Genomic DNA, 19,044 nt, shown 5'->3' with positions numbered 1-19,044 from the left:
AAGCTCAAGGCATCGAAGGATAGACAGAAAAACAAAAGACAATAACAGGAAATTTATTGAGTGTTACTGGACAACAAAACCAGCGGCCACGTTGGTAACGAATTAAAAAAACACCCCTTTGCAGGCTCTAGGCTTTCTGTTCTATCGAGTTTGTTTACCCTGTACGGTTTTGCTTCTCTGAAGCACGAACTGAAACAGCTGGAGTCAGCAAGGGTTATTTTTACCGAATGGGATTCACTCAATCTGCAAAACCTGGTCGGCTCAGAATCAGACGTTCGCTTACTGAACCAGCTGCAACAAAAACGCATCGCCAGCGAGTTTGCGCAATGGCTCGGGAACAAGGTCGAAGTGAAAGCCAGTGTATGGTCTCAGCCGGGTCAGAACATTATTCATCTAGGGTCATCTGAGCAAAGTTTTGCCATTAACGGTAGTGCCACGCTCAGCCCAACCGGGCTGGGTGAGGTACGTTCCGACGCATTACAGATGAATATGGGGCTGTCTGACCCAGAGAGCACCAGGCAGCTGCTGACATGGTTTGATAACGTCTGGGCTGATCCACAGAGTCTTCGTGATATTAAAGATGACATCATCGCCAGATTGAACGCCATCGCTGCCGATCAACCAGCCGGTTTTATTTATACCCTGACACTGTTTCATCTATTCAAAGACTTTCTGGAAGACATTGACGAAGACAATATCATTCGCAGCAAAACCGGCGTTAAAGACACTCAGGTCTGGAACAAACTCTACAAATTCCAGAAAGATGGTGTACTGGGAGCGATAGACAAACTCGAAAAACACAACGGCTGCATTATTGCCGACAGCGTGGGCCTGGGTAAAACCTTTGAAGCCTTGGCGGTCATTAAGTACTACGAACTGCGCAACGATCGAGTACTGGTTTTGTGTCCGAAAAAGCTCCGCGACAACTGGACGATGTACACGGTTAACGACAAACGTAACCTACTTGAGGCAGATCGTTTTAATTACGACGTCTTGAATCACACCGACCTGAGTCGCCTGAATGGCTACTCCGGCGAGATCAACCTGGAGACATTAAATTGGGCCAACTATGACCTGGTCGTTATTGATGAATCGCATAACTTCCGCAATACACCGAGTAAGGCCAAAGGTAAAAGTCGTTACGAACGCTTGATGAATGACATTATTTGCTCCGGGGTGAAAACCAAAGTACTGATGCTATCGGCCACCCCTGTCAACAGTCGCATGACCGACCTGAAGAATCAGGTCGCCTTTATTACCGAAGGTCGGGATGATGCCTTTATAGAACAGGGCATCAAAAATATTGAATCCACTTTACGGCTTGCTCAAAAACAGTTTAATCAATGGGTGAATGAACCGGTCGAAAAGCGCACCACCGCGGCGTTACTCGACATTATGAGTTTCGATTATTTCAAACTGCTCGATATCGTGACCATTGCCCGTTCGCGCAAACACATAGAAAAGTACTACGGCACCGAAGATATTGGTCGTTTCCCGACGCGCTTGCCCCCCCAAAACATCTATGCCGACATCGATGCCTCGGATGAGTTTCCGCCGTTAAAAGAAGTCAACAAAACCATTCGGCGCTTGTCCCTGGCAGGATATTCCCCGCTTAAGTTTGTGCGAGAAGCCAAAAAAGCCGAATACGCCCGCCGTTACGATAAAGCCGTCGGTGCAGGCAAAGGGGTCTTCAAACAGGTAGACCGCGAAGAAAGTCTGATCCACCTGCTACGCGTCAATTTGCTCAAACGCATGGAAAGCTCAATTCATTCGTTCACGTTGACAGCCACTAAACTGGCGCAACAGGTGGATCGCCTTTTGGCCAAAATCGATGCCCACGAATCAGACGAATTGACCGAGCTGAATATCGAAGACATCCACGACGTTGAACTGGAATCCACCGAACTGGAAAGTTACATGGTGGGCAACAAAACCAAAGTACTGCTGCAAGATATGGATTTGATCCGCTTCCGGCAGGAACTGGAAGCCGACCGTGTATTCCTGACACACATCGCGGAAACCGCGCAAAGTGTCAATGCGGCTCGTGATGCCAAACTGGGACAGTTAAAACAGACCATTGCCAGTAAAGTGACCAATCCACTGAACCCAGGTAATAAAAAAATCATCGTATTTACGGCTTTTGCCGACACCGCTCAGTACCTCTATGCCCAATTAGCACACTGGGCACAAACCGAGCTGGGCATACACAGCGCACTGGTGACGGGCGGCAGTACCAATAAAACCACGATTCCGGGTTTAGGCTCCGACCTGAACACGATGCTGACCACCTTTTCCCCCATATCCAAAGAGCGCAACAAGATAGATCCAACAGCCACTACCGAGCTGGATTTACTGGTTGCCACCGATTGCATCAGTGAGGGTCAGAATCTGCAGGATTGCGATACCCTGATCAATTACGACATCCACTGGAACCCGGTACGTATCATTCAGCGTTTTGGTCGTATCGATCGACTTGGTAGTAAAAACACGCAAATCCAGCTGATCAACTTCTGGCCCAATATGGAGCTGGATGAATACATCAACCTGGAAGCCCGTGTATCCGGGCGCATGGTACTGCTGGATATCTCTGCCACCGGTGAGGAAAACGTCATCGACGACAACGCCAAAGAAATGAACGATTTGGAATACCGGCGTAACCAGCTACAGCAACTGAAAGATACCGTCGTCGACCTCGAAGACATGAGCGGTGGCGTATCCATTACTGACCTCACCTTGAATGATTTTCGCATGGACCTGTCCGACGAGATGAACGACAAAGCCCACTTGGCAGCCCTGGAGCAAGCCCCGTTCGGACTGTATGCCGCCGTCAGTATCGATGCCGACCTGGTCGCCGATGGCATTAAGCCGGGAGTGATCTTTTGCCTGAAGAATATACGCAGTGGCAAAGAAGCCGTTCAAGTGAATGAAAACTACCCGCTGGCACCTTATTTTTTGGTGTACGTAGCAGGTGATACTGACAACAATACCGCGGTTGACCTGAACTTCACGCAAAGCAAAAAAATACTCGACCTGCTGAAACGAGAAGCCTTCAAACACAAGACGCTCGACCAGCCCGCTATCGCCGAGGTCAACCGCACTACAGATAATGGACAAGATATGAGTCACATCCAGCATTTGCTGGCCACCGCTGTAGACAGCATTGCCGGTAAGAGTGAAGAAAAAGGCATTGAAAGCCTGTTTACCAAAGGCGGTACCGTACTAACAGCCAGCTCCAGTCAAGGAATCGAAGACTTTATGGTGGTGTCTTATCTGGTTCTGGTGGATAGCGATCCGAGAGACAAGCATGGCTGAGACAGACTTGGAAAAGGGGTTAAGTCTGAGAGAGCCAGCGCAGTTCGAGATGTTTCTGCGTAGCCTGAATGTGCCCAGTGCTTGTGTGCTTAATAAAACCCTGTACAAAAAGATGTTTCAGGAGCACGCCAACCTGGACGCCAAAGACAAAAAGGCATTAAAAGACGATGTTGAAAAAATCCGCTGGCTCTACACCCTAAAGCCCAGCACCATCAATATCGCGCCCTACAGAGACGATCTGCGTGACTATGACGAATTGGCCTTTCTGCAGGTGGAATTAAGCAATACCAAAAGCGCTGAACGACTCGGCCAACTGATCAACCGGGCGATCCCTTACCCTACCGTCATTTTTTGGGTGGTCTCTGAAAACGAAGGGCCGGCATCAAATGGCGAACCTGAGGTAAAAGAGCAGGTAAACGAACACGTCAACGAACAACTGGCTGTCTGCGTTGCAGATAAACGCATCAACAAAGCCGATAAAGAAAAGTGGGTGATCGAAGAATTACAGCTAACGCCCTGGCTACCGTTAACCGCCACTTCAGATAACGGGCAGGCATTTTTAAACAGCCTGAACTTTACCGCCTTGCCCCACAGCAACTTCTGGCAATTCTATCGCGCACTGATGGATCGTGTTCTGGCGCTTCAGTGTGCTGTCATAAGCGGGCACTTCAGTGTGGTGAATGGCAAAGCGGCGGAACAACAACGGCAACAATTGCAGCAGTACCACCAAATTGAGCAGGACATAAAAAAACTGCGCACCCAGATCAAACAGGCCGAGTTTAGCCAGCAGGTGGTTTTAAATACCCAGATTAAACAGCAGGAACAGCGGCTCAAGCAGATTGCCGAAACCCTGTAACCGAATTGCAGCAAGCAGAAGCCAAAAGCAAAAGAATACGAGGAAACACAGTGAAAAAGGTCATTCCAGAAATGGACAGCAAGAGCATGGACATCGTCGCCGACAACATCAGCAAACTCAAAGCACTGTTCCCGGAAGTCTTTACCGAAGGCAAAGTGGATTTTGATGCCCTAAAAACCGTGCTGGGCGAGTATATTGATGACCACGAAGAGCGCTACAGCTTTACCTGGAATGGCAAAACCAAAGCCCGCATGCTGGCACAAACCCCAAGCGCAGGCACCTTACGCCCCTGCAAAGAAGAATCGGTTGACTGGGACAGTACGCAGAACCTGTTTATTGAAGGCGATAACCTGGAAGTGCTTAAGCTTTTGCAGAAGAGCTATCACAAAAAAGTGAAGATGATCTATATCGATCCTCCCTATAACACAGGCAAGGATTTTGTTTACAAAGATAACTTTAAAGACAATATCAAAAACTATAAGGAAATCACCGGTCAGGTGGATGGTGAAGGGCGCAACCTATCCAGTAACCCCGAAACCAGTGGGCGCTATCATACCGACTGGTTAAATATGATGTATCCGCGCCTGAAGTTGGCAAGGAATCTGCTGAAGGATGATGGGGTTATATTTATAAGTATTGATGAGGTTGAAGTTTCGAATTTAATAAATATTTGTGATGAGATTTTTGGTGAAGAAAACAGACTCGGGACGATTGTTTGGAAGAAAAAAACAAATGGCAATAATATGGGCTATATTCCACCTGTTCACGACTATTTTTTAGTTTATTCAAGAATAGCCTCTGATAATTGTCTACTAGGTTTTCCATTGTCTGATGAGTTCATCGAAAAAACGTACTCAAATTCTGATGACGATCCAAAGGGGCCTTGGACGACCTCTGACTTGTCTGCAAATCACGTCGGACCATATTTTGAAATTATTAATCCAGAAACAGGAGAGGGTTTCCTTCCTCCACAAGGAAGATACTGGGTGTTCAGTGAGGAAGAGGTTAAGAAGAGAATATCTGAAGGGAGAATTATCTTTGGGAAATCTGGTAATGGTCGTCCCATACAGAAGAAGTTTCTAAAGGAAAGGTCTTCGATGCGTAAGAAAGCTGAATCTTGGTGGGACTCGCATGGAATGAATGAAGATGGGTCTTCGGAAATAGCAAAAATTATTGCTCCAAAGGTATTTAGTCATCCGAAACCTTCCGTCACTATTAAACATATTTCTAATATTTGTACTCAGAATGATGACTTGGTTTTAGACTTTTTTTCTGGTTCTGGTAGTACAGCTCATTCTATTTTTGATCTGAATATAGAAGATGGTGGAAGTAGAAAATTTATATTAATTCAACTTCCCGAAATTACTGATGAAAAATCTGAGGCTTTTAAGTCTGGGTATAGAACCATAGCTGAAATAGGGAAGGAGCGTATCCGGCGTGTATCTGGCAAAATCAAAGAAGAAAACCCAGATTACCAAGGCGACCTTGGCTTTAAAGTATTCAAACTCGACTCCACCAATATCAAACCCTGGGAGCTGGACTTTGATCTGACCGAGCAAGACCTGGAAGATCAGGTTTCCAATATCAAACCGGATCGAAAAGAAGACGATGTGCTCTACGAGGTGCTGCTGAAGTACGGTCTGGATCTGACCTTACCGATCACTGAGCACAGCGTGGCGGGCCACAAGGTCTTTGATATTGGTATGGGCGCGCTGATGATCTGCCTGTCGGATGACATCACAACGGAAGTAGCAGAAGGCATTGCAAAGCTCAAAGACGAACTGAACCCGGAAATCATGCGGGTCGTGTTTAAAGACGCCGGTTTTGCCGACGATGTAGTAAAAACCAACGCGGTACAGATTCTCAAGCAGGCGAGTATTGAAGACGTAAGGAGCTTGTAAATATGAAGCCTTACCAACCAGATACCTTGCCCCTGCAGGGGCTGGATTATCAGCGCCTGTTTGCGGTAGTGGGCGATGCCAATGCCGAGCTAGCCCGTTACGATGGGCTATTGCAGGGCATAGTGAACCCATCGATTATGCTTTCGCCATTGACCAACGAAGAGGCGGTGCTCTCCTCAAAAATTGAAGGCACCCAGGCCACGGTTGACGAGGTACTGGAGCAGGAAGCCGGTATTCTCAAAGAGGGTGAAAAAGCCAAAGATATTCAGGAAATTATCAATTACCGTGAAGCCCTGCAGTCGGCTCATTACTATTTGGATGAGCGCCCGGTTACGCTCTCCTTTGTTCGCGAACTGCATAAAATTCTGCTCACGAGTGTTCGAGGGCAGGATAAAACGCCCGGCGATTTTCGCAAGGAACAAAACTGGATAGGCCGCTATGGTTGCACGCTGGAGCAAGCCTCCTTTGTGCCGCCCAACCCACTGCAATTGCTGGATCACCTGGAAGCCTGGCAGAGCTATATGGCGTCTGAAGATATCGATGTGCTGCTACAGACAGCGGTGGTGCACGCGCAATTTGAGTTGTTACACCCTTTTAAAGACGGCAATGGCCGTATAGGACGTATTCTTATCCCCCTGTTTCTGTACCAGAAACGCAAACTATCGCAGCCGATGTTCTATTTGAGTTCGTACCTGGAGGCTCACAGGGATGAGTATTACGTGCGCCTGCAGAATATCTCCCGCGAAGGGGACTGGAACAGTTGGATTGCTTTTTTTCTGCAGGCAATAACTGAGCAGGCAAAAAATAACAATGCCAAGGTTAAGCGTATTATGGCGCTGTACGACACCATGAAAGTCCAGATCCATGACATTACCCGCTCACAATTTACCGTGCATTTGCTGGATGCAATTTTTGATAAGCCCATTTTTGAAACCACCGACCTGGTAGCCCGAACGGGTATCCATAAACCAACGGCCATGAGCCTGTTAAGGCAGCTTAAGAGCGCGAATATCTTGCAGGAACTGCGCCCAGGAAGCGGCCGACGAGCGGCGGTTTTGTGCTTTCCGGAACTACTGAATATTGCTGAAGGCAGGAAAATCTTATGACTTATTTTGTGTATCGTCTGCTCGCTATTAGTGGTTTTGTGTATTGCAAATTTTGTTCTGCTGTACACAAGAGGTTTTGTGGTGATTCGGTGAGCCTCAAACACTACGTGAACGAGAGAGTTAGTCTCGACAACCGTTTGCTGCCCCTGTTTCTTAATGAATGTTGCTACGGATCGGTGGATCACCGTAACAAAAGCGAGGCTGGCGCATGAAAATTCAATTTGATGCCAATCTGGCTTATCAGCGTGATGCGATCGAATCAGTAACCAGTGTGTTCGCCGGTCAGGAAATCTGTCAGACCAATTTTACCGTGTCGCCTCTGCAGCCCTGGGAGGAAGGTACGCTGTTTTATAAAGATCAGGAAGATACTCTGGGTATTGGTAACCACCTGCGCCTGCTGGATGACGATATCCATGCCAATATCCGCAAGATACAGCTAAAAAACGGTCTCGCGCCATCAGAGTCCTTTGACTCAAAAGACGGCATTCACCTGACGGTGGAAATGGAAACAGGCACGGGTAAAACCTACGTCTACCTGCGCACCATGCTCGAGATGAATCGGCTTTATGGCTTTACCAAGTTTATTGTTGTAGTACCGTCCATTGCGATCAAGGAGGGTGTTCAAAAGTCACTGGAAATGACGGCTACTCACTTTAAAGAACTCTACGACAACGTTGCTTTGGAGTATTTTACCTACGATTCCAGCAAGCTGTCGGATGTGCGCAACTTTGCCACCAGCCCTGATATTCAGATTATGGTGATCAATATCGATGCCTTCCGTAAAAGCTTCAACGACCCGGAAAAAGAAAATAAAGCCAATATTATTCACCGAGCCCATGACCGGATGACGGGGGCCAGGCCGATTGAGTTTATCCAGCAAACCAACCCGATCGTAATCGTCGATGAGCCACAAAGCGTCGATACCACGGCCAAGAGTAAAGAAGCCATCGCCTCACTTAATCCTATGTGTACACTGCGTTATTCGGCAACACACGTTGAAAAGCACCATATGCTCTACAAACTGGATTCTGTGGATGCCTATGAGCAAAAACTGGTTAAGCAGATAGAAGTGGCGGGTATTGAAGTGAAGGACGGCCATAACAAGGCCTATATCAAGTTGCTCAGTGTGAACAACAAAAAAAGCCCGATCAGTGCCAAAATCGAAATTGATGCTCGCTTGAAAAATGGCAGCATTAAACGCAAGACAGTGACGGTTACCAGTGGTGCAGACTTGTTGGATGCCAAGTACAGCAGTGGCCGCGATATTTACGATGGATATATAATTGAGGATATCTACTGTGGTGAAGGTAATGAATATATCAGCTTTACCAGTAAACCTGATATTTTGAAGCTGGGCCAGGCGATTGGCGAAGTAGATCAGGATGAATTCAAACGCTTACAAATTCGTAAGACCATTGAAGAACATCTCGATAAAGAAATGCGCTTGCGGCCACAGGGTATTAAGGTACTGAGTCTGTTTTTTATTGACAAGGTCGCCAACTATCGTGGGTACGATAACGAAGGACACCCGCAAAAGGGTAAATTTGCCCTGATATTTGAAGAAGAATACGAACGAGCCATTCGCAAGCCAAAATACAGCCAGTTGTTTGACGGTGCCGATCTGGACACTGCCGCAGCGGGTGTGCATAACGGTTATTTCTCTGTTGATAAAAAGAAAGATGCCTCAGGCAGTGAGATGGTGAAAGACTCATCCGGCAAAACCGCCGCCGATGAAAGCGCCTATAACCTGATTATGAAAGACAAAGAGAAGCTGCTGAGCTTTGATTCCAAACTGAAGTTTATCTTCTCTCACTCGGCGCTCAAGGAAGGCTGGGATAATCCTAATGTCTTCCAGATTTGTACTCTGAACGAAACCAACTCAGTGATCAAAAAACGCCAGGAAATTGGCCGTGGTCTGCGTATCTGCGTGAATCAGGATGGTGAGCGGGTACATGGCTTTGAGGTAAATACCCTCACTGTAATGGCTAATGAGTCCTATGAGCAATTTGCCGAACAGTTGCAAAAAGAAATCGAAAACGAAGAGGGCATTAAATTCGGGGTCGTCGAACAGCATTTGTTTGCCAATATCGTGGTGCCTGTGGATGACCACCATCATGAATACCTTGGAGCAGATGCTTCAAAAGCGCTTTGGCAACACATGAAGTCACAAGGCTATATCGACCATAAAGGTAAAGTGCAGGATAGCCTGAAAGTTGCTCTCAAAAGTGGTGATTTGGAATTACCAGAAGAATTTACACCTCATGCGTCGCAGGTGGCGGCAGTATTGAAAAAAGTATCCGGTAATCTCAATATCAAAAATCGGGACGACAAAAAGAAAGTGTCGTTGAATAAAGCTGTTTTCTTGAGAGATGAATTCAAGGCGTTGTGGGATCGCATCAAATATAAAACCACTTTTCGGGTCGACTTTGATGTGGATGAGCTGATTAGACAATGTGCTGATGAAATCAAAGCCAACCTTCAGGTAGGTAAGGCCCGATTTATCTACCGTAAGGCAAAAACAGAGATTGACCGGGGTGGTGTTCATGCGGAGAAAGTGGCTGAAACCCCTAGCGTATATGAGTCCCGTTCTTTCGATTTGCCGGATATTATTACCTATTTGCAGAATGAAACCAATCTGACCCGTCGTACATTGGTTACCATTATTAATACAAGTGGACGGCTGGAGTTGTTTAAAAATAATCCTCAAAAATTTATTGAGCAGGTATCTAATATAATTCAGCATCAGATGCGTCTTTTTGTAGTGGATGGCATTCAGTATCAAAAAATCGGCGAAGACCAGTTTTATGCTCAGGAGCTATTTAGCGACAATGAACTGTTTGGCTATCTGAAGAAGAATATGGTCAAAAGCAACAAGTCTGTTTTTGATCATGTAGTGTACGATTCCGATATCGAGTTGGAATTTGCCTCAGCATTTGAGCGTAGTGACGATATCAGGCTCTACGCCAAGCTTCCTGGGTGGTTCAAAATTGATACTCCCTTGGGAACATACAATCCTGACTGGGCAGTGCTGATCGAAGTGGAGGGTAAAGAGAAGCTTTATTTCGTAGTGGAAACCAAAGGTACGTTGTTTGCTGATGAATTGCGTCCAACGGAAAAAGCCAAGATTGACTGCGGTAAAGCGCACTTCAGAGCGCTGGGTAAAGATGTTGAGTTTGCAGTAACCAATTCGATGGATGAGTTTTCAGGCAGATATGTGTGAGGTGCCGGTGGCCTGTCTTCAATCGGTGTCTTTGGGTTGGTAGTCGTGAGCATTATGTTATTCGATGGCGGCCTGGAGCTGTAGGAAATTGGCGCAATGGCCACATGGGCATTTTACTTAAACGATCGTTTCATTTGTGGTTGTCATCCATTCGCAAGCCATTGAAAATGGAAGGATAACAAGAGTGTCGGTCGCGGCACTGACCATTTTACGAGGATGAAGTCTGGAATGAGTACTTCGAATCTGGCGTTGGAACTGATCGATATTCACAAATCCTACGGCGACCTGAACGTATTAAAAGGGGTCACGTTAAAGGCTGCCAAGGGCGATGTGATTTCTATCCTGGGTTCCAGTGGCTCGGGCAAGAGCACCTTGCTGCGGTGCATTAATTTGCTGGAAAAACCCAGTCAGGGCGAAATTGTTATCGGTAATGAACAACTGATGCTGAAGCCGGGCAAAAATGGCGAGCTGGAAGCCGCCAGCAGCAAGCAACTCGAAAGGCTGCGCTCCTGTCTCGGGTTTGTGTTCCAGCAGTTTAATCTCTGGCCACATATGACCATTTTGCAAAACCTGATTGAAGCTCCGATACATGTTCTGGGTGTTCCCAAGGCTGAAGCCATGGAACGGGCACGGAAATTGTTAGCAAAAGTGGGGCTGGCTGATAAGGAAGGTGCTTATCCCGCACATTTGTCCGGTGGCCAGCAGCAACGGGTGGCTATTGCCAGAACCCTGGCGATGGAGCCCAAGGTACTGTTGTTTGATGAACCGACATCGGCACTGGACCCGGAACTGGTCAATGAAGTGCTGGCGGTGATGCGCGAGCTGGCCGACGAAGGCCGTACCATGCTGATCGTCACCCATGAGATGCGGTTTGCCCGTGAGGTGTCCAGCCAGGTGGTGTTTTTGCATCAAGGGCAAGTGGAAGAAATCGGCACACCCGAACAGGTGTTTGATAATCCGAAATCCCCGCGCGTCAAAGATTTTATGGCCAGTCACCAGGGCGGATGATGGCTCTGGTGTTGCGATGGCTGGTGTTGCGATGGCTGCCATGGGGCCCAACGATAGGTCTCGGCGGCTAATTCCCTGATTGATATTCATAACTCTGATATTCACAACCATGAGGAAAGAGAACGATGCGTAAGGTAATCACGACAGCCTGTTTGTTGGTATCCTGCCTGACAGCTCCACTGGCATTGGCGGGCGACAAGGTCCGTATTGCAACAGAAGGTGCCTATGCACCGTTTAATATGACGGATAACCAGGGCAACCTGATTGGTTTTGACGTCGATATCGCCAAGGCCTTGTGTGCCGAAATGAAAGCCGATTGTGAAATCGTGGCGCAAGACTGGGACGGTATTATTCCGGGGCTGCGTGCTCGCAAGTACGATGCGATTATTGCTTCCATGTCGATCACTGAAGAGCGTTTGCGGGTCGTGGATTTCAGCGAAAAATACTACGCCAACATGCTGGCTTTTGTTGGGCCTGAAGGCAAAACCCTGGATGTCACCAAAGCCGGTCTGAAAGGCAAGGTGATTGGTGCCCAGCGGGCCACTATTGCTGGTCAGTATCTGGAAGATAACTTCGGCGATATTGTTGATGTGAAGCTCTACGATACCCAGGACAACGCTTATCTGGATCTGGCGAATGGCCGTCTGGACGGCATCATGTCGGACAAGTTCCCGGCCTACGACTGGTTGCGTACCGACGATGGCAAAGGCTTTGAATTCAAGGGCGACGACCTGGATATCGATGACCATATTGCCATTGCTGTTCGTAAAGGCGACAAGCTGGCGAACAAATTCAGCGCTGCTATCAAGGCTATCCGTGCCAATGGCAAATACGCTGAGATCAACGCCAAATATTTCCCGTTTGATATTTACTGATATTGCCTGCCGGAGTCACTCGCTCTGAGTGCTCCGGTGCTATTTCTGCTTCTGGACGAGAGTCGCAACTGTTATGGATTTACAAGGGTACGGCCAGCTGCTGTTGAGCGGCTTGTGGGTCACCATTGAGCTGGCCTTGGTCAGTCTGTTTTTTGGCCTGATCATCGGCTTGTGTGGTGCTTCGGCCCGGCTGTCTGCTTCTCCTGTTGCCCGTGCGATCGCGACGACCTACACCACGGTTGTACGGGGTATTCCAGAGCTGTTACTGGTGTTGACTCTGTATTTTGGCGGTTCACAGCTATTGATGTGGATTGCCAGCATGTTTGGCTACGACGAATATATCGATGTTGGCCAGTTTGCGGCGGCAGTGGCGGCGCTGGCGATTGCTTTTGGTGCGTACTCCACCGAAGTGTTCCGAATGGCGATGATGGATTTACCCAAGGGCCAGTGGGAATCCGCCGCGGCCATGGGTATGACGCCATTAAAAACCTTTGTTCGTATCATCATGCCGCAAGTGTGGCGCCTGGCGATTCCTGGTTTGGGCAATCTGTTTCAGGTCTTGCTGAAAGATACGGCTCTGGTCTCTGTGGTTGGTTTGAATGAGCTGATGCGGCAAGCGTCGGTCGGTGCTGCCAATACCAAACAACCATTCGATTTTTATCTTGCTGCTGCCTTGTTGTATCTGTTACTCACGGTTGCCACCACACTGATTACCGGTTATCTCGAACGTCGCAGTAAACCCGAGTTAAGAGGAAACCGCGCATGAGCTGGGAGTGGGGGGTTATTTGGGAATATCTACCGCGGTTATTGGGAGGGGCTTGGCTGACTCTGGAGCTGGTGGCTGTTTCCGGCTTGTTGGGATTGGCTCTGGCGGTGCCGTTGGCGCTGGCGCGAGCATCGGCTAATCCGCTGGTGAGAGCGTTTCCGTACGCCTATATCTTTTTCTTTCGCGGTACACCATTGCTGGTGCAAATCTTTCTGATCTATTACGGCGCGTCACAGTTTGATGCTGTGAAAGAGTCCTTTTTGTGGCCTGTTCTGCGTGAGCCGTACTGGTGCGCGATTATTGCTTTCTCGATGAATACGGCCGCTTATACCGCCGAGTTGATTCGGGCGGCGATTCAGGCGATTCCCAAAGGTGAGATCGAAGTCTCGCTGGCGTTGGGGATGAGTAAATTGACCATGATCCGGCGTATTATCCTGCCGCGTGCTGCTGGTATCGTGTTGCCGGGTTACAGCAACGAAGTTCTGTTGATGCTGAAAAGTTCGGCGCTGGCCTCGACGATTACCTTGCTGGATTTGACTGGCATGGCACGGACGATTATTGCCAGAACCTACACGCCACTGGAAATGTTTTTTGCGGCAGGCATGGTGTACCTGGCCATTGCTGCCGTCATGATTCTGGTGTTCCGCTTGCTGGAGCGGCGACTGAACCGTTATCAGTTTGCCAAGCGCCCGTCATGATCTGACGCCTGGCTTCAGCACTTCTTGACGGAGCAAGAGTGGGGGAGTGCTGTGCTCGCTATCTCACTATATCGCTATCTCACTATATCGCTATCTCACTATCTCACTATCTCACTATCTCACTATCTCACTATCTCACTATCTCACTATCTCACTATCTCACTATGTTGGTTGCAGGTTGTTGCTCGTCGATCCGAGGTCTGTAGGGCGTCTATGCCTGAACGCTGTTTTGAATCCATGGCACGGATTCTGATGCAATGTTCACAAAGGCCTGGGCTGTGGGTGCCAGTCGGGATGAGCGGTAATGCATTTGCGTCAGTACCTGGGTGTGGTCATCTTCAATCGGCATAAATCGACAGCCTTGTGTAAACAGCTTCGACACGCACAAGGGCGCGATAGCAACCCCCAGCCCGGCGGCCACCATGGTTAACACTGTCTGCATGTGTTTGGGCTGGGCAGAAATATGGGGTGAAAAATGATGGCGTTGGCAAAGATTGATAATGCTGTCGAATAAACCTACGGCTTCTTCCCTTTGAAATAAAATAATGTGCTCTTGCCTGAGGTCATCCAGACGTATTGACTGCCGCTGTGCCAGCGCATGCTGCGAAGGCAGTACAAGGGTTAACTGATCGGTATAGAGCAATTGGCTGGTAAAAGTGGTTTGCAGCTCCTGCGGCAGTGGCCGAGAGATACCAATATCAATGTGATTGGTTTCAAAGGCGAGTAATTGCTCGGATGCGGTCATTTCAAACAGACTGATTTCAACATCCGGGTACTGGCTATGAAAACGCTGCACCAGATCCGGAATAAAGGTCAAACAGGCGGAAGGTAAATAGCCTACTTTCAGGCTGCCCAATTCACCATTGGCGGCTTTTTGGGTACGCAGGACGGCTTCTTCTGCTTGTTGCAATATGCGCGTTGCATCGGTGAATAATTGTCGGCCAGCCGCGGTGATATGCACATCGCGTGTGTTGCGAATAAACAACAGGGTGCCCAGTTCTTTTTCCAGCGCTGCGATATGGCGACTGATTGCTGGCTGCACGGTATGCAGCTCCCGCGCCGCAGCGGAAAAACTTTTTAATGTCGCAACGGCAATAAAACTTTTTAACGGCTTCAATTCCATTTATTGATACTCAATCCGTATGACTGTGATGATATTAAATCATTTCTGTTCTAACTGCCAAGGACTTACTCTGTGTGTTCCGGTGCGGATTTCAGGCAGATATTGGCTGTTGAATCTGTCTGTGTCATGACGCCGGGTAATTTTTATTCATGCAGGAGCTTCTGATTAATGAGCCGACTTTCTTCTTTGGGCAGCTATACCTTGCTGTGTATTTCCTGCCTGACCATTATGGTGGGGGCGGTGGTTGCGCCAGGGTTGGCCAGTATTTCGATGTCTCTGGGGGTCGCAGATCACGCCGGTTTCCTGATCACATTGCCTGCGCTGGGAGCGGTGTTGTTCGCGCCGTTTGCCGGGCGTTTGATTGATCGGTTTGGTGCTTATCCATGTACTTTTGTTGCTTTGTTTTTGTACGGTGCACTGGGCGTTTCCGGGCAATGGTTGTCTGGGCCTATAGCGGTATACAGCAACCGGATCGCACTGGGGGCGATGACCACGGTGGTGATGGCTGGCAGTACGACACTGATTTCACAGTTTTACGTTGGGCATGAGCGCTTGAAAATGATTGCCCGGCAAGGCATGGCGGTGGAGGCAGGAGGTGTGATTTTCCTGTTTATTGGTGGCTTGCTGGCGGTTCAGTCCTGGGAATTCCCCTTCTTTATCTATCTGGTTGCCTGGCTGTTTCTGGGGATGCTGTTTTTGTTTGTGCCTGATACGTCTGCCCAGCCGATATCGTTAGCGGAAAGCCCTGAATCCAGCGGGTCAGGCTCCAGGTCATTGCTGTGGGTGTATCTGTCGGCCTGTATGGCAATGATGATATTTTTTACGGTGATCGTGGTGTTACCTCTCAGTATGGAAAGGTCAGGTTATAGCGCCGATCACATTGGGCTGTTGCTGGCATTTATATCGTTTGTTGCGGTTATTACTGCCCACTTTTTGCCAAGGGTAAACCTGCGCTGGAAAGATAAGGGCACACTGAGTCTGGCGTTTGTATTTTATGCGCTGGCGCATCTGGCTTTTTATGTCGGAGCCAGCGTGTCGGTTCTGGTCTTGGGTGGATTGCTGGCGGGGATGGGATTCGGGCTTTCGATTCCATTGCTGAATCATATGACGGTTGAACGAAGTGACCCCGGCCAGCGCGGTAAAAATTTATCGTATTTTGCCATGGCTATATTTCTGGGCCAGTTCCTGACCTCTTTTGTGGAGCTTGTTTCGGGTCATTTCCTCTATCTGATCGCGGCGTTGGTGGCAGCCTTGTACGGTATTTGTGTCTGGGTGGTGTTTGCTCAACGTTCACCGGCAGCGCCGACAGCATCGTGACGGGCTGCGTGTCTGAGGGTTGTTGTAATCGCCGTGCCAGTGGTCGATGACTTGTTTGTGTTATCGCGACTGCTGTGCCAGCGCCCAGTCGATATGTTGCTGCACCAGCTCACTGACTTGTGGGCGTTTGTTTTCCAGCGCCGCCACCACGTCGAGGCTGGCGGGGGCGTTTCCCAGAGCGACCGCGATATTGCGTAGCCAGTTTTCATGGCCGGTACGACGAATGGGCATGCCTTCGGTTTTTTTCAGAAAGGTTGCCTCGTCCCACTGGAACAGTTCCAGCAGGGTGGCCTTGTCGAGCTGGTGGCGGGGGGTGAAGTCGGTTTCCTTGCTGCTATTGCTGAAGCGATTCCAGGGGCAGCCAATCTGGCAGTCGTCACAACCAAAAATACGATTGCCCATGCCTGGGCGCAGCTCTACTGGAATCGGGCCGTCCAGTTCAATGGTGAGATAGGAAATGCAGCGCCGGGCATCCAGTACCTGGGGGCCAACAAAGGCCTGGGTCGGGCAAATATCCAGACAAGCCGTACAGCGGCCGCAATGCTCTTGCGGGTAAGGTGGATCGATGGGCAGGGGCAAGTCGGTCAACAGTTCGCCAAGAAAAAAATACGATCCGGCTTTACGATTGATTAACAGGGTGTTTTTGCCAATCCAGCCCAGTCCGGCTTTGGTGGCTAACGCTCGTTCCATAATCGGGGCGCTGTCAACAAAGGCCCGAAACCCCAGGTTGTCGACTTCTGCTGCCAGTTTTTTCCCCAGTTGGGTTAACCGTTTGCGGATCAGCTTATGGTAATCCCTGCCCAGCGCATAACGGGAAATATAGGCGTTGTTGGGGTTTTGTAACTGTGGGATCAGGTCGACCTGCGGAGCCAGATAATCCATGCGGACACTGATTACCCGCACCGTGCCGGGCATCAGTTTGTCGGGACGCCAGCGCATGTCGTCATGGTCGGCCATATAGTGCATTTCACCGTGATAGCCCTGACTGAGCCACTGTTGCAGTGTGTGACTGTGCTCACTCAGGTCAATATCTGTCACTCCTACTTGCTGGAACCCCAGTTCATTTCCCCAGTCTGTCAACTGTTGGCGCAGCGCATTAAGCGTAGAAGATGGTATAACGTGAGGATTGTCAGACATGATTTCGCTTAGTGGCAAGAGACTGGTTATAATTCGGTCATTTTATCACAGCGACAAATAGCCCTCGGTGTTAATCTTGGAGTCACTCATTATGTTTAATCGCCGCCTTATGATTGTTGTGTGCTGTCGAGGTAGCCTTGATGCTGATCAGAAGCAATGGCGTTGTTCTATTTGCAGGAATCATGGATGAAACGACCAAACAGTATTGTAGATCACCTGCCCGGAGCGCTGTATAGCGCCGAACAGGTAAGAAAACTGGATCAGGCTGTAATGGCAGCCGAAGGTATTCGATCCTTTGAATTAATGGCCCGTGCCGGAGAAGCAGCGTTTGCCTGCTTGCTGGGACGTTGGGGCTCAACAGAATCCGTATGTGTCATCGCCGGTGCCGGTAATAACGGCGGTGACGGTTATGTATTGGCGGCTCTGGCGGCCTTGCATGGTATGGATGTGCATTTGTATACGCTGGGTGATCACGACCAGTTGTCGGAGGCCAGTACCGAAGCCCGGCAAATGGCGCTGGATGCTGGCGTGCTTCCCCGTGCATTTGAAGGGGAACTGGATTTTGACGGTGAACTGATTGTGGATGCCCTGTTGGGTATCGGTTTGAATACTACCGTCGCCGGTTTGTATGCGGATGTGATCTGGGCTGTCAATGGGCACCCGGCCGATGTACTGGCGCTGGATATTCCGTCGGGCCTGGATGCCGATACCGGTGGCGTTATGGGCGTGGCGGTCTACGCCGCCATGACGGTCACGTTTATTGGTGTCAAACGCGGCTTATTGGTGGCCGATGGCCCGGATCTCTGTGGTGAGATTGCTTTTGCGGCTCTGTCGACGGAAAGCGATAGCAGCGGTCGTCTGGTTCCTGATTGTGAACGCATCAGCTGGCACCGCTTGCGGCAATTGAGCCAGCTATTGCCGTTACGTTCCGGTAATACACACAAGGGCCAGTTTGGGCATGTGCTGGTTATCGGCGGTAATCTGGGCATGGCCGGTGCGGTGATAATGGCTTCTGAGGCGGCTGGTCGTTCCGGTGCGGGTTTGGTCAGCTGTGCGACGCGTCCAGAGCATGGCGTTGCAGTGCTGGCACGTCGCCCGGAAGTCATGGTGCACGGGGTTGTTTCTGGTCTGGAACTGGCAAGCTTGCTCGACAGTGCCAGTGTACTGGCCGTTGGTCCGGGGATGGGGCAAGGCAGCTGGGCTGAGTTGATGTTGCAACAGGCATTGAAAAGCGAAAAACCGCTGGTGCTGGATGCGGATGGCTTGAACTTGCTCGCGACACCGGCCTGGTTCCACGAATTTTCCCAGCGTAATGTTGTGCTGACCCCGCATCCCGGAGAAGCGGCGCGCCTACTGGGGATGGATACCCTGCATGTGCAGCAGAATCGTTTTGCGGCAGCCAGAGCATTGGCGGAGAAATATCAGGCCGTTGTGGTCCTGAAAGGGCGTGGCACTCTGGTGGCGCATCCGGATGGCCGGGTAGCCGTCTGCACCGATGGGAATCCGGGTATGGCCACTGGTGGCATGGGAGATGTATTGACCGGGGTGGTTGCAGCCCTGATCGCCCAGGGGTGTGATGCCTGGCAGGCGGCCCGGTTGGGCGTTTGTCTGCACAGTGCCGCTGCTGATCTGGCGGCAGAAGAAGGAGGGAGTCGTGGTTTGTTGGCCAGTGATTTGTTCCCTTACCTGCGTGCATTGAATAACGACAGTTGAGTGTTTGATGCC

Annotated in this window: 13 protein-coding genes; 11 read left to right on the top strand and 2 right to left on the bottom strand. The window is 49.5% G+C overall.

Features of this window, described 5'->3' with window-relative positions; translation table 11 throughout:
* The first annotated feature begins 60 nt into the window (after nucleotides 1–60).
* The 9 genes from Q8W32_RS09650 (at nucleotide 61) to Q8W32_RS09605 (ending at nucleotide 13,742) form a co-directional block, all read left to right on the top strand.
* Nucleotides 61–3,312 carry a helicase-related protein gene (locus Q8W32_RS09650; protein WP_305414714.1) on the top strand — a complete coding sequence of 1,084 codons (3,252 nt, stop codon included), beginning with the start codon at nucleotides 61–63 and terminating at the stop codon, nucleotides 3,310–3,312.
* Nucleotides 3,305–4,168 carry a DUF4391 domain-containing protein gene (locus Q8W32_RS09645; protein WP_305414713.1) on the top strand — a complete coding sequence of 288 codons (864 nt, stop codon included), beginning with the start codon at nucleotides 3,305–3,307 and terminating at the stop codon, nucleotides 4,166–4,168. The genes Q8W32_RS09650 and Q8W32_RS09645 overlap by 8 nt, the downstream gene beginning before the upstream one ends.
* 50 nt (nucleotides 4,169–4,218) lie before the next feature.
* Nucleotides 4,219–6,069, top strand: a complete 1,851-nt coding sequence (locus Q8W32_RS09640) for a site-specific DNA-methyltransferase (RefSeq protein WP_305414711.1) — start codon at nucleotides 4,219–4,221, stop codon at nucleotides 6,067–6,069.
* Between the two features lie 68 nt (nucleotides 6,070–6,137).
* Complete coding sequence (locus Q8W32_RS09635) at nucleotides 6,138–7,175, top strand: Fic family protein (RefSeq protein WP_305414709.1); 1,038 nt, start codon at nucleotides 6,138–6,140, stop codon at nucleotides 7,173–7,175.
* A gap of 208 nt (nucleotides 7,176–7,383) precedes the next feature.
* Nucleotides 7,384–10,395, top strand: coding sequence for a type III restriction-modification system endonuclease (locus Q8W32_RS09625; RefSeq protein ID WP_370693677.1), 3,012 nt, complete (start codon nucleotides 7,384–7,386; stop codon nucleotides 10,393–10,395).
* 228 nt (nucleotides 10,396–10,623) lie between these two features.
* Entirely contained in the window at nucleotides 10,624–11,403 is a 780-nt protein-coding gene (locus Q8W32_RS09620) for an ABC transporter ATP-binding protein (protein WP_305414708.1), read from the top strand.
* 125 nt (nucleotides 11,404–11,528) lie between these two features.
* Nucleotides 11,529–12,278 (top strand): ABC transporter substrate-binding protein, encoded by a 750-nt coding sequence (locus tag Q8W32_RS09615; RefSeq protein WP_303433199.1) that lies wholly within the window; start codon nucleotides 11,529–11,531, stop codon nucleotides 12,276–12,278.
* Between the two features lie 73 nt (nucleotides 12,279–12,351).
* A complete protein-coding gene (locus Q8W32_RS09610; RefSeq protein ID WP_303433201.1) occupies nucleotides 12,352–13,044 on the top strand; it encodes an ABC transporter permease in 693 nt (230 codons plus the stop codon).
* Nucleotides 13,041–13,742 (top strand): ABC transporter permease, encoded by a 702-nt coding sequence (locus Q8W32_RS09605; protein ID WP_303433202.1) that lies wholly within the window; start codon nucleotides 13,041–13,043, stop codon nucleotides 13,740–13,742. The genes Q8W32_RS09610 and Q8W32_RS09605 overlap by 4 nt, the downstream gene beginning before the upstream one ends.
* Before the next feature lie 211 nt (nucleotides 13,743–13,953).
* Here the strand turns inward: Q8W32_RS09605 and Q8W32_RS09600 are convergent, their stop codons facing one another.
* Complete coding sequence (locus Q8W32_RS09600) at nucleotides 13,954–14,865, bottom strand: LysR family transcriptional regulator (RefSeq protein WP_303433203.1); 912 nt, start codon at nucleotides 14,863–14,865, stop codon at nucleotides 13,954–13,956.
* Between the two features lie 168 nt (nucleotides 14,866–15,033).
* On the opposite strand from Q8W32_RS09600, the gene Q8W32_RS09595 reads away from it, so the two are divergent.
* Complete coding sequence (locus Q8W32_RS09595) at nucleotides 15,034–16,182, top strand: MFS transporter (protein ID WP_305414707.1); 1,149 nt, start codon at nucleotides 15,034–15,036, stop codon at nucleotides 16,180–16,182.
* Between the two features lie 60 nt (nucleotides 16,183–16,242).
* Here the strand turns inward: Q8W32_RS09595 and queG are convergent, their stop codons facing one another.
* Nucleotides 16,243–17,319: a tRNA epoxyqueuosine(34) reductase QueG gene (gene queG / locus Q8W32_RS09590; protein WP_303433205.1), complete on the bottom strand. Its 1,077-nt coding sequence runs from the start codon at nucleotides 17,317–17,319 to the stop codon at nucleotides 16,243–16,245.
* Between the two features lie 186 nt (nucleotides 17,320–17,505).
* On the opposite strand from queG, the gene Q8W32_RS09585 reads away from it, so the two are divergent.
* Nucleotides 17,506–19,032: an NAD(P)H-hydrate dehydratase gene (locus tag Q8W32_RS09585; protein ID WP_303433206.1), complete on the top strand. Its 1,527-nt coding sequence runs from the start codon at nucleotides 17,506–17,508 to the stop codon at nucleotides 19,030–19,032.
* Nucleotides 19,033–19,044 lie beyond the last annotated feature (12 nt).

It is taken from the genome of Oceanobacter sp. 3_MG-2023 (assembly GCF_030688925.1).
Lineage (GTDB): Bacteria > Pseudomonadota > Gammaproteobacteria > Pseudomonadales > Oceanobacteraceae > Oceanobacter.
Note: the sequence above shows the minus strand (reverse complement) of the source record. Positions and strands in the feature narration are given on the sequence as shown.

What these genes read in the sequence shown, in the direction of transcription:
- Q8W32_RS09595 (WP_305414707.1), top strand. Translation starts at nt 15,034, where the DNA reads ATGAGCCGACTTTCTTCTTTGGGCAGCTATACCTTGCTGTGTATTTCC.
- Q8W32_RS09615 (WP_303433199.1), top strand. Translation starts at nt 11,529, where the DNA reads ATGCGTAAGGTAATCACGACAGCCTGTTTGTTGGTATCCTGCCTGACA.
- Q8W32_RS09600 (WP_303433203.1), bottom strand. Translation starts at nt 14,865, where the DNA reads ATGGAATTGAAGCCGTTAAAAAGTTTTATTGCCGTTGCGACATTAAAA.
- Q8W32_RS09645 (WP_305414713.1), top strand. Translation starts at nt 3,305, where the DNA reads ATGGCTGAGACAGACTTGGAAAAGGGGTTAAGTCTGAGAGAGCCAGCG.
- queG (WP_303433205.1), bottom strand. Translation starts at nt 17,319, where the DNA reads ATGTCTGACAATCCTCACGTTATACCATCTTCTACGCTTAATGCGCTG.
- Q8W32_RS09585 (WP_303433206.1), top strand. Translation starts at nt 17,506, where the DNA reads ATGAAACGACCAAACAGTATTGTAGATCACCTGCCCGGAGCGCTGTAT.
- Q8W32_RS09605 (WP_303433202.1), top strand. Translation starts at nt 13,041, where the DNA reads ATGAGCTGGGAGTGGGGGGTTATTTGGGAATATCTACCGCGGTTATTG.
- Q8W32_RS09620 (WP_305414708.1), top strand. Translation starts at nt 10,624, where the DNA reads ATGAGTACTTCGAATCTGGCGTTGGAACTGATCGATATTCACAAATCC.
- Q8W32_RS09625 (WP_370693677.1), top strand. Translation starts at nt 7,384, where the DNA reads ATGAAAATTCAATTTGATGCCAATCTGGCTTATCAGCGTGATGCGATC.
- Q8W32_RS09610 (WP_303433201.1), top strand. Translation starts at nt 12,352, where the DNA reads ATGGATTTACAAGGGTACGGCCAGCTGCTGTTGAGCGGCTTGTGGGTC.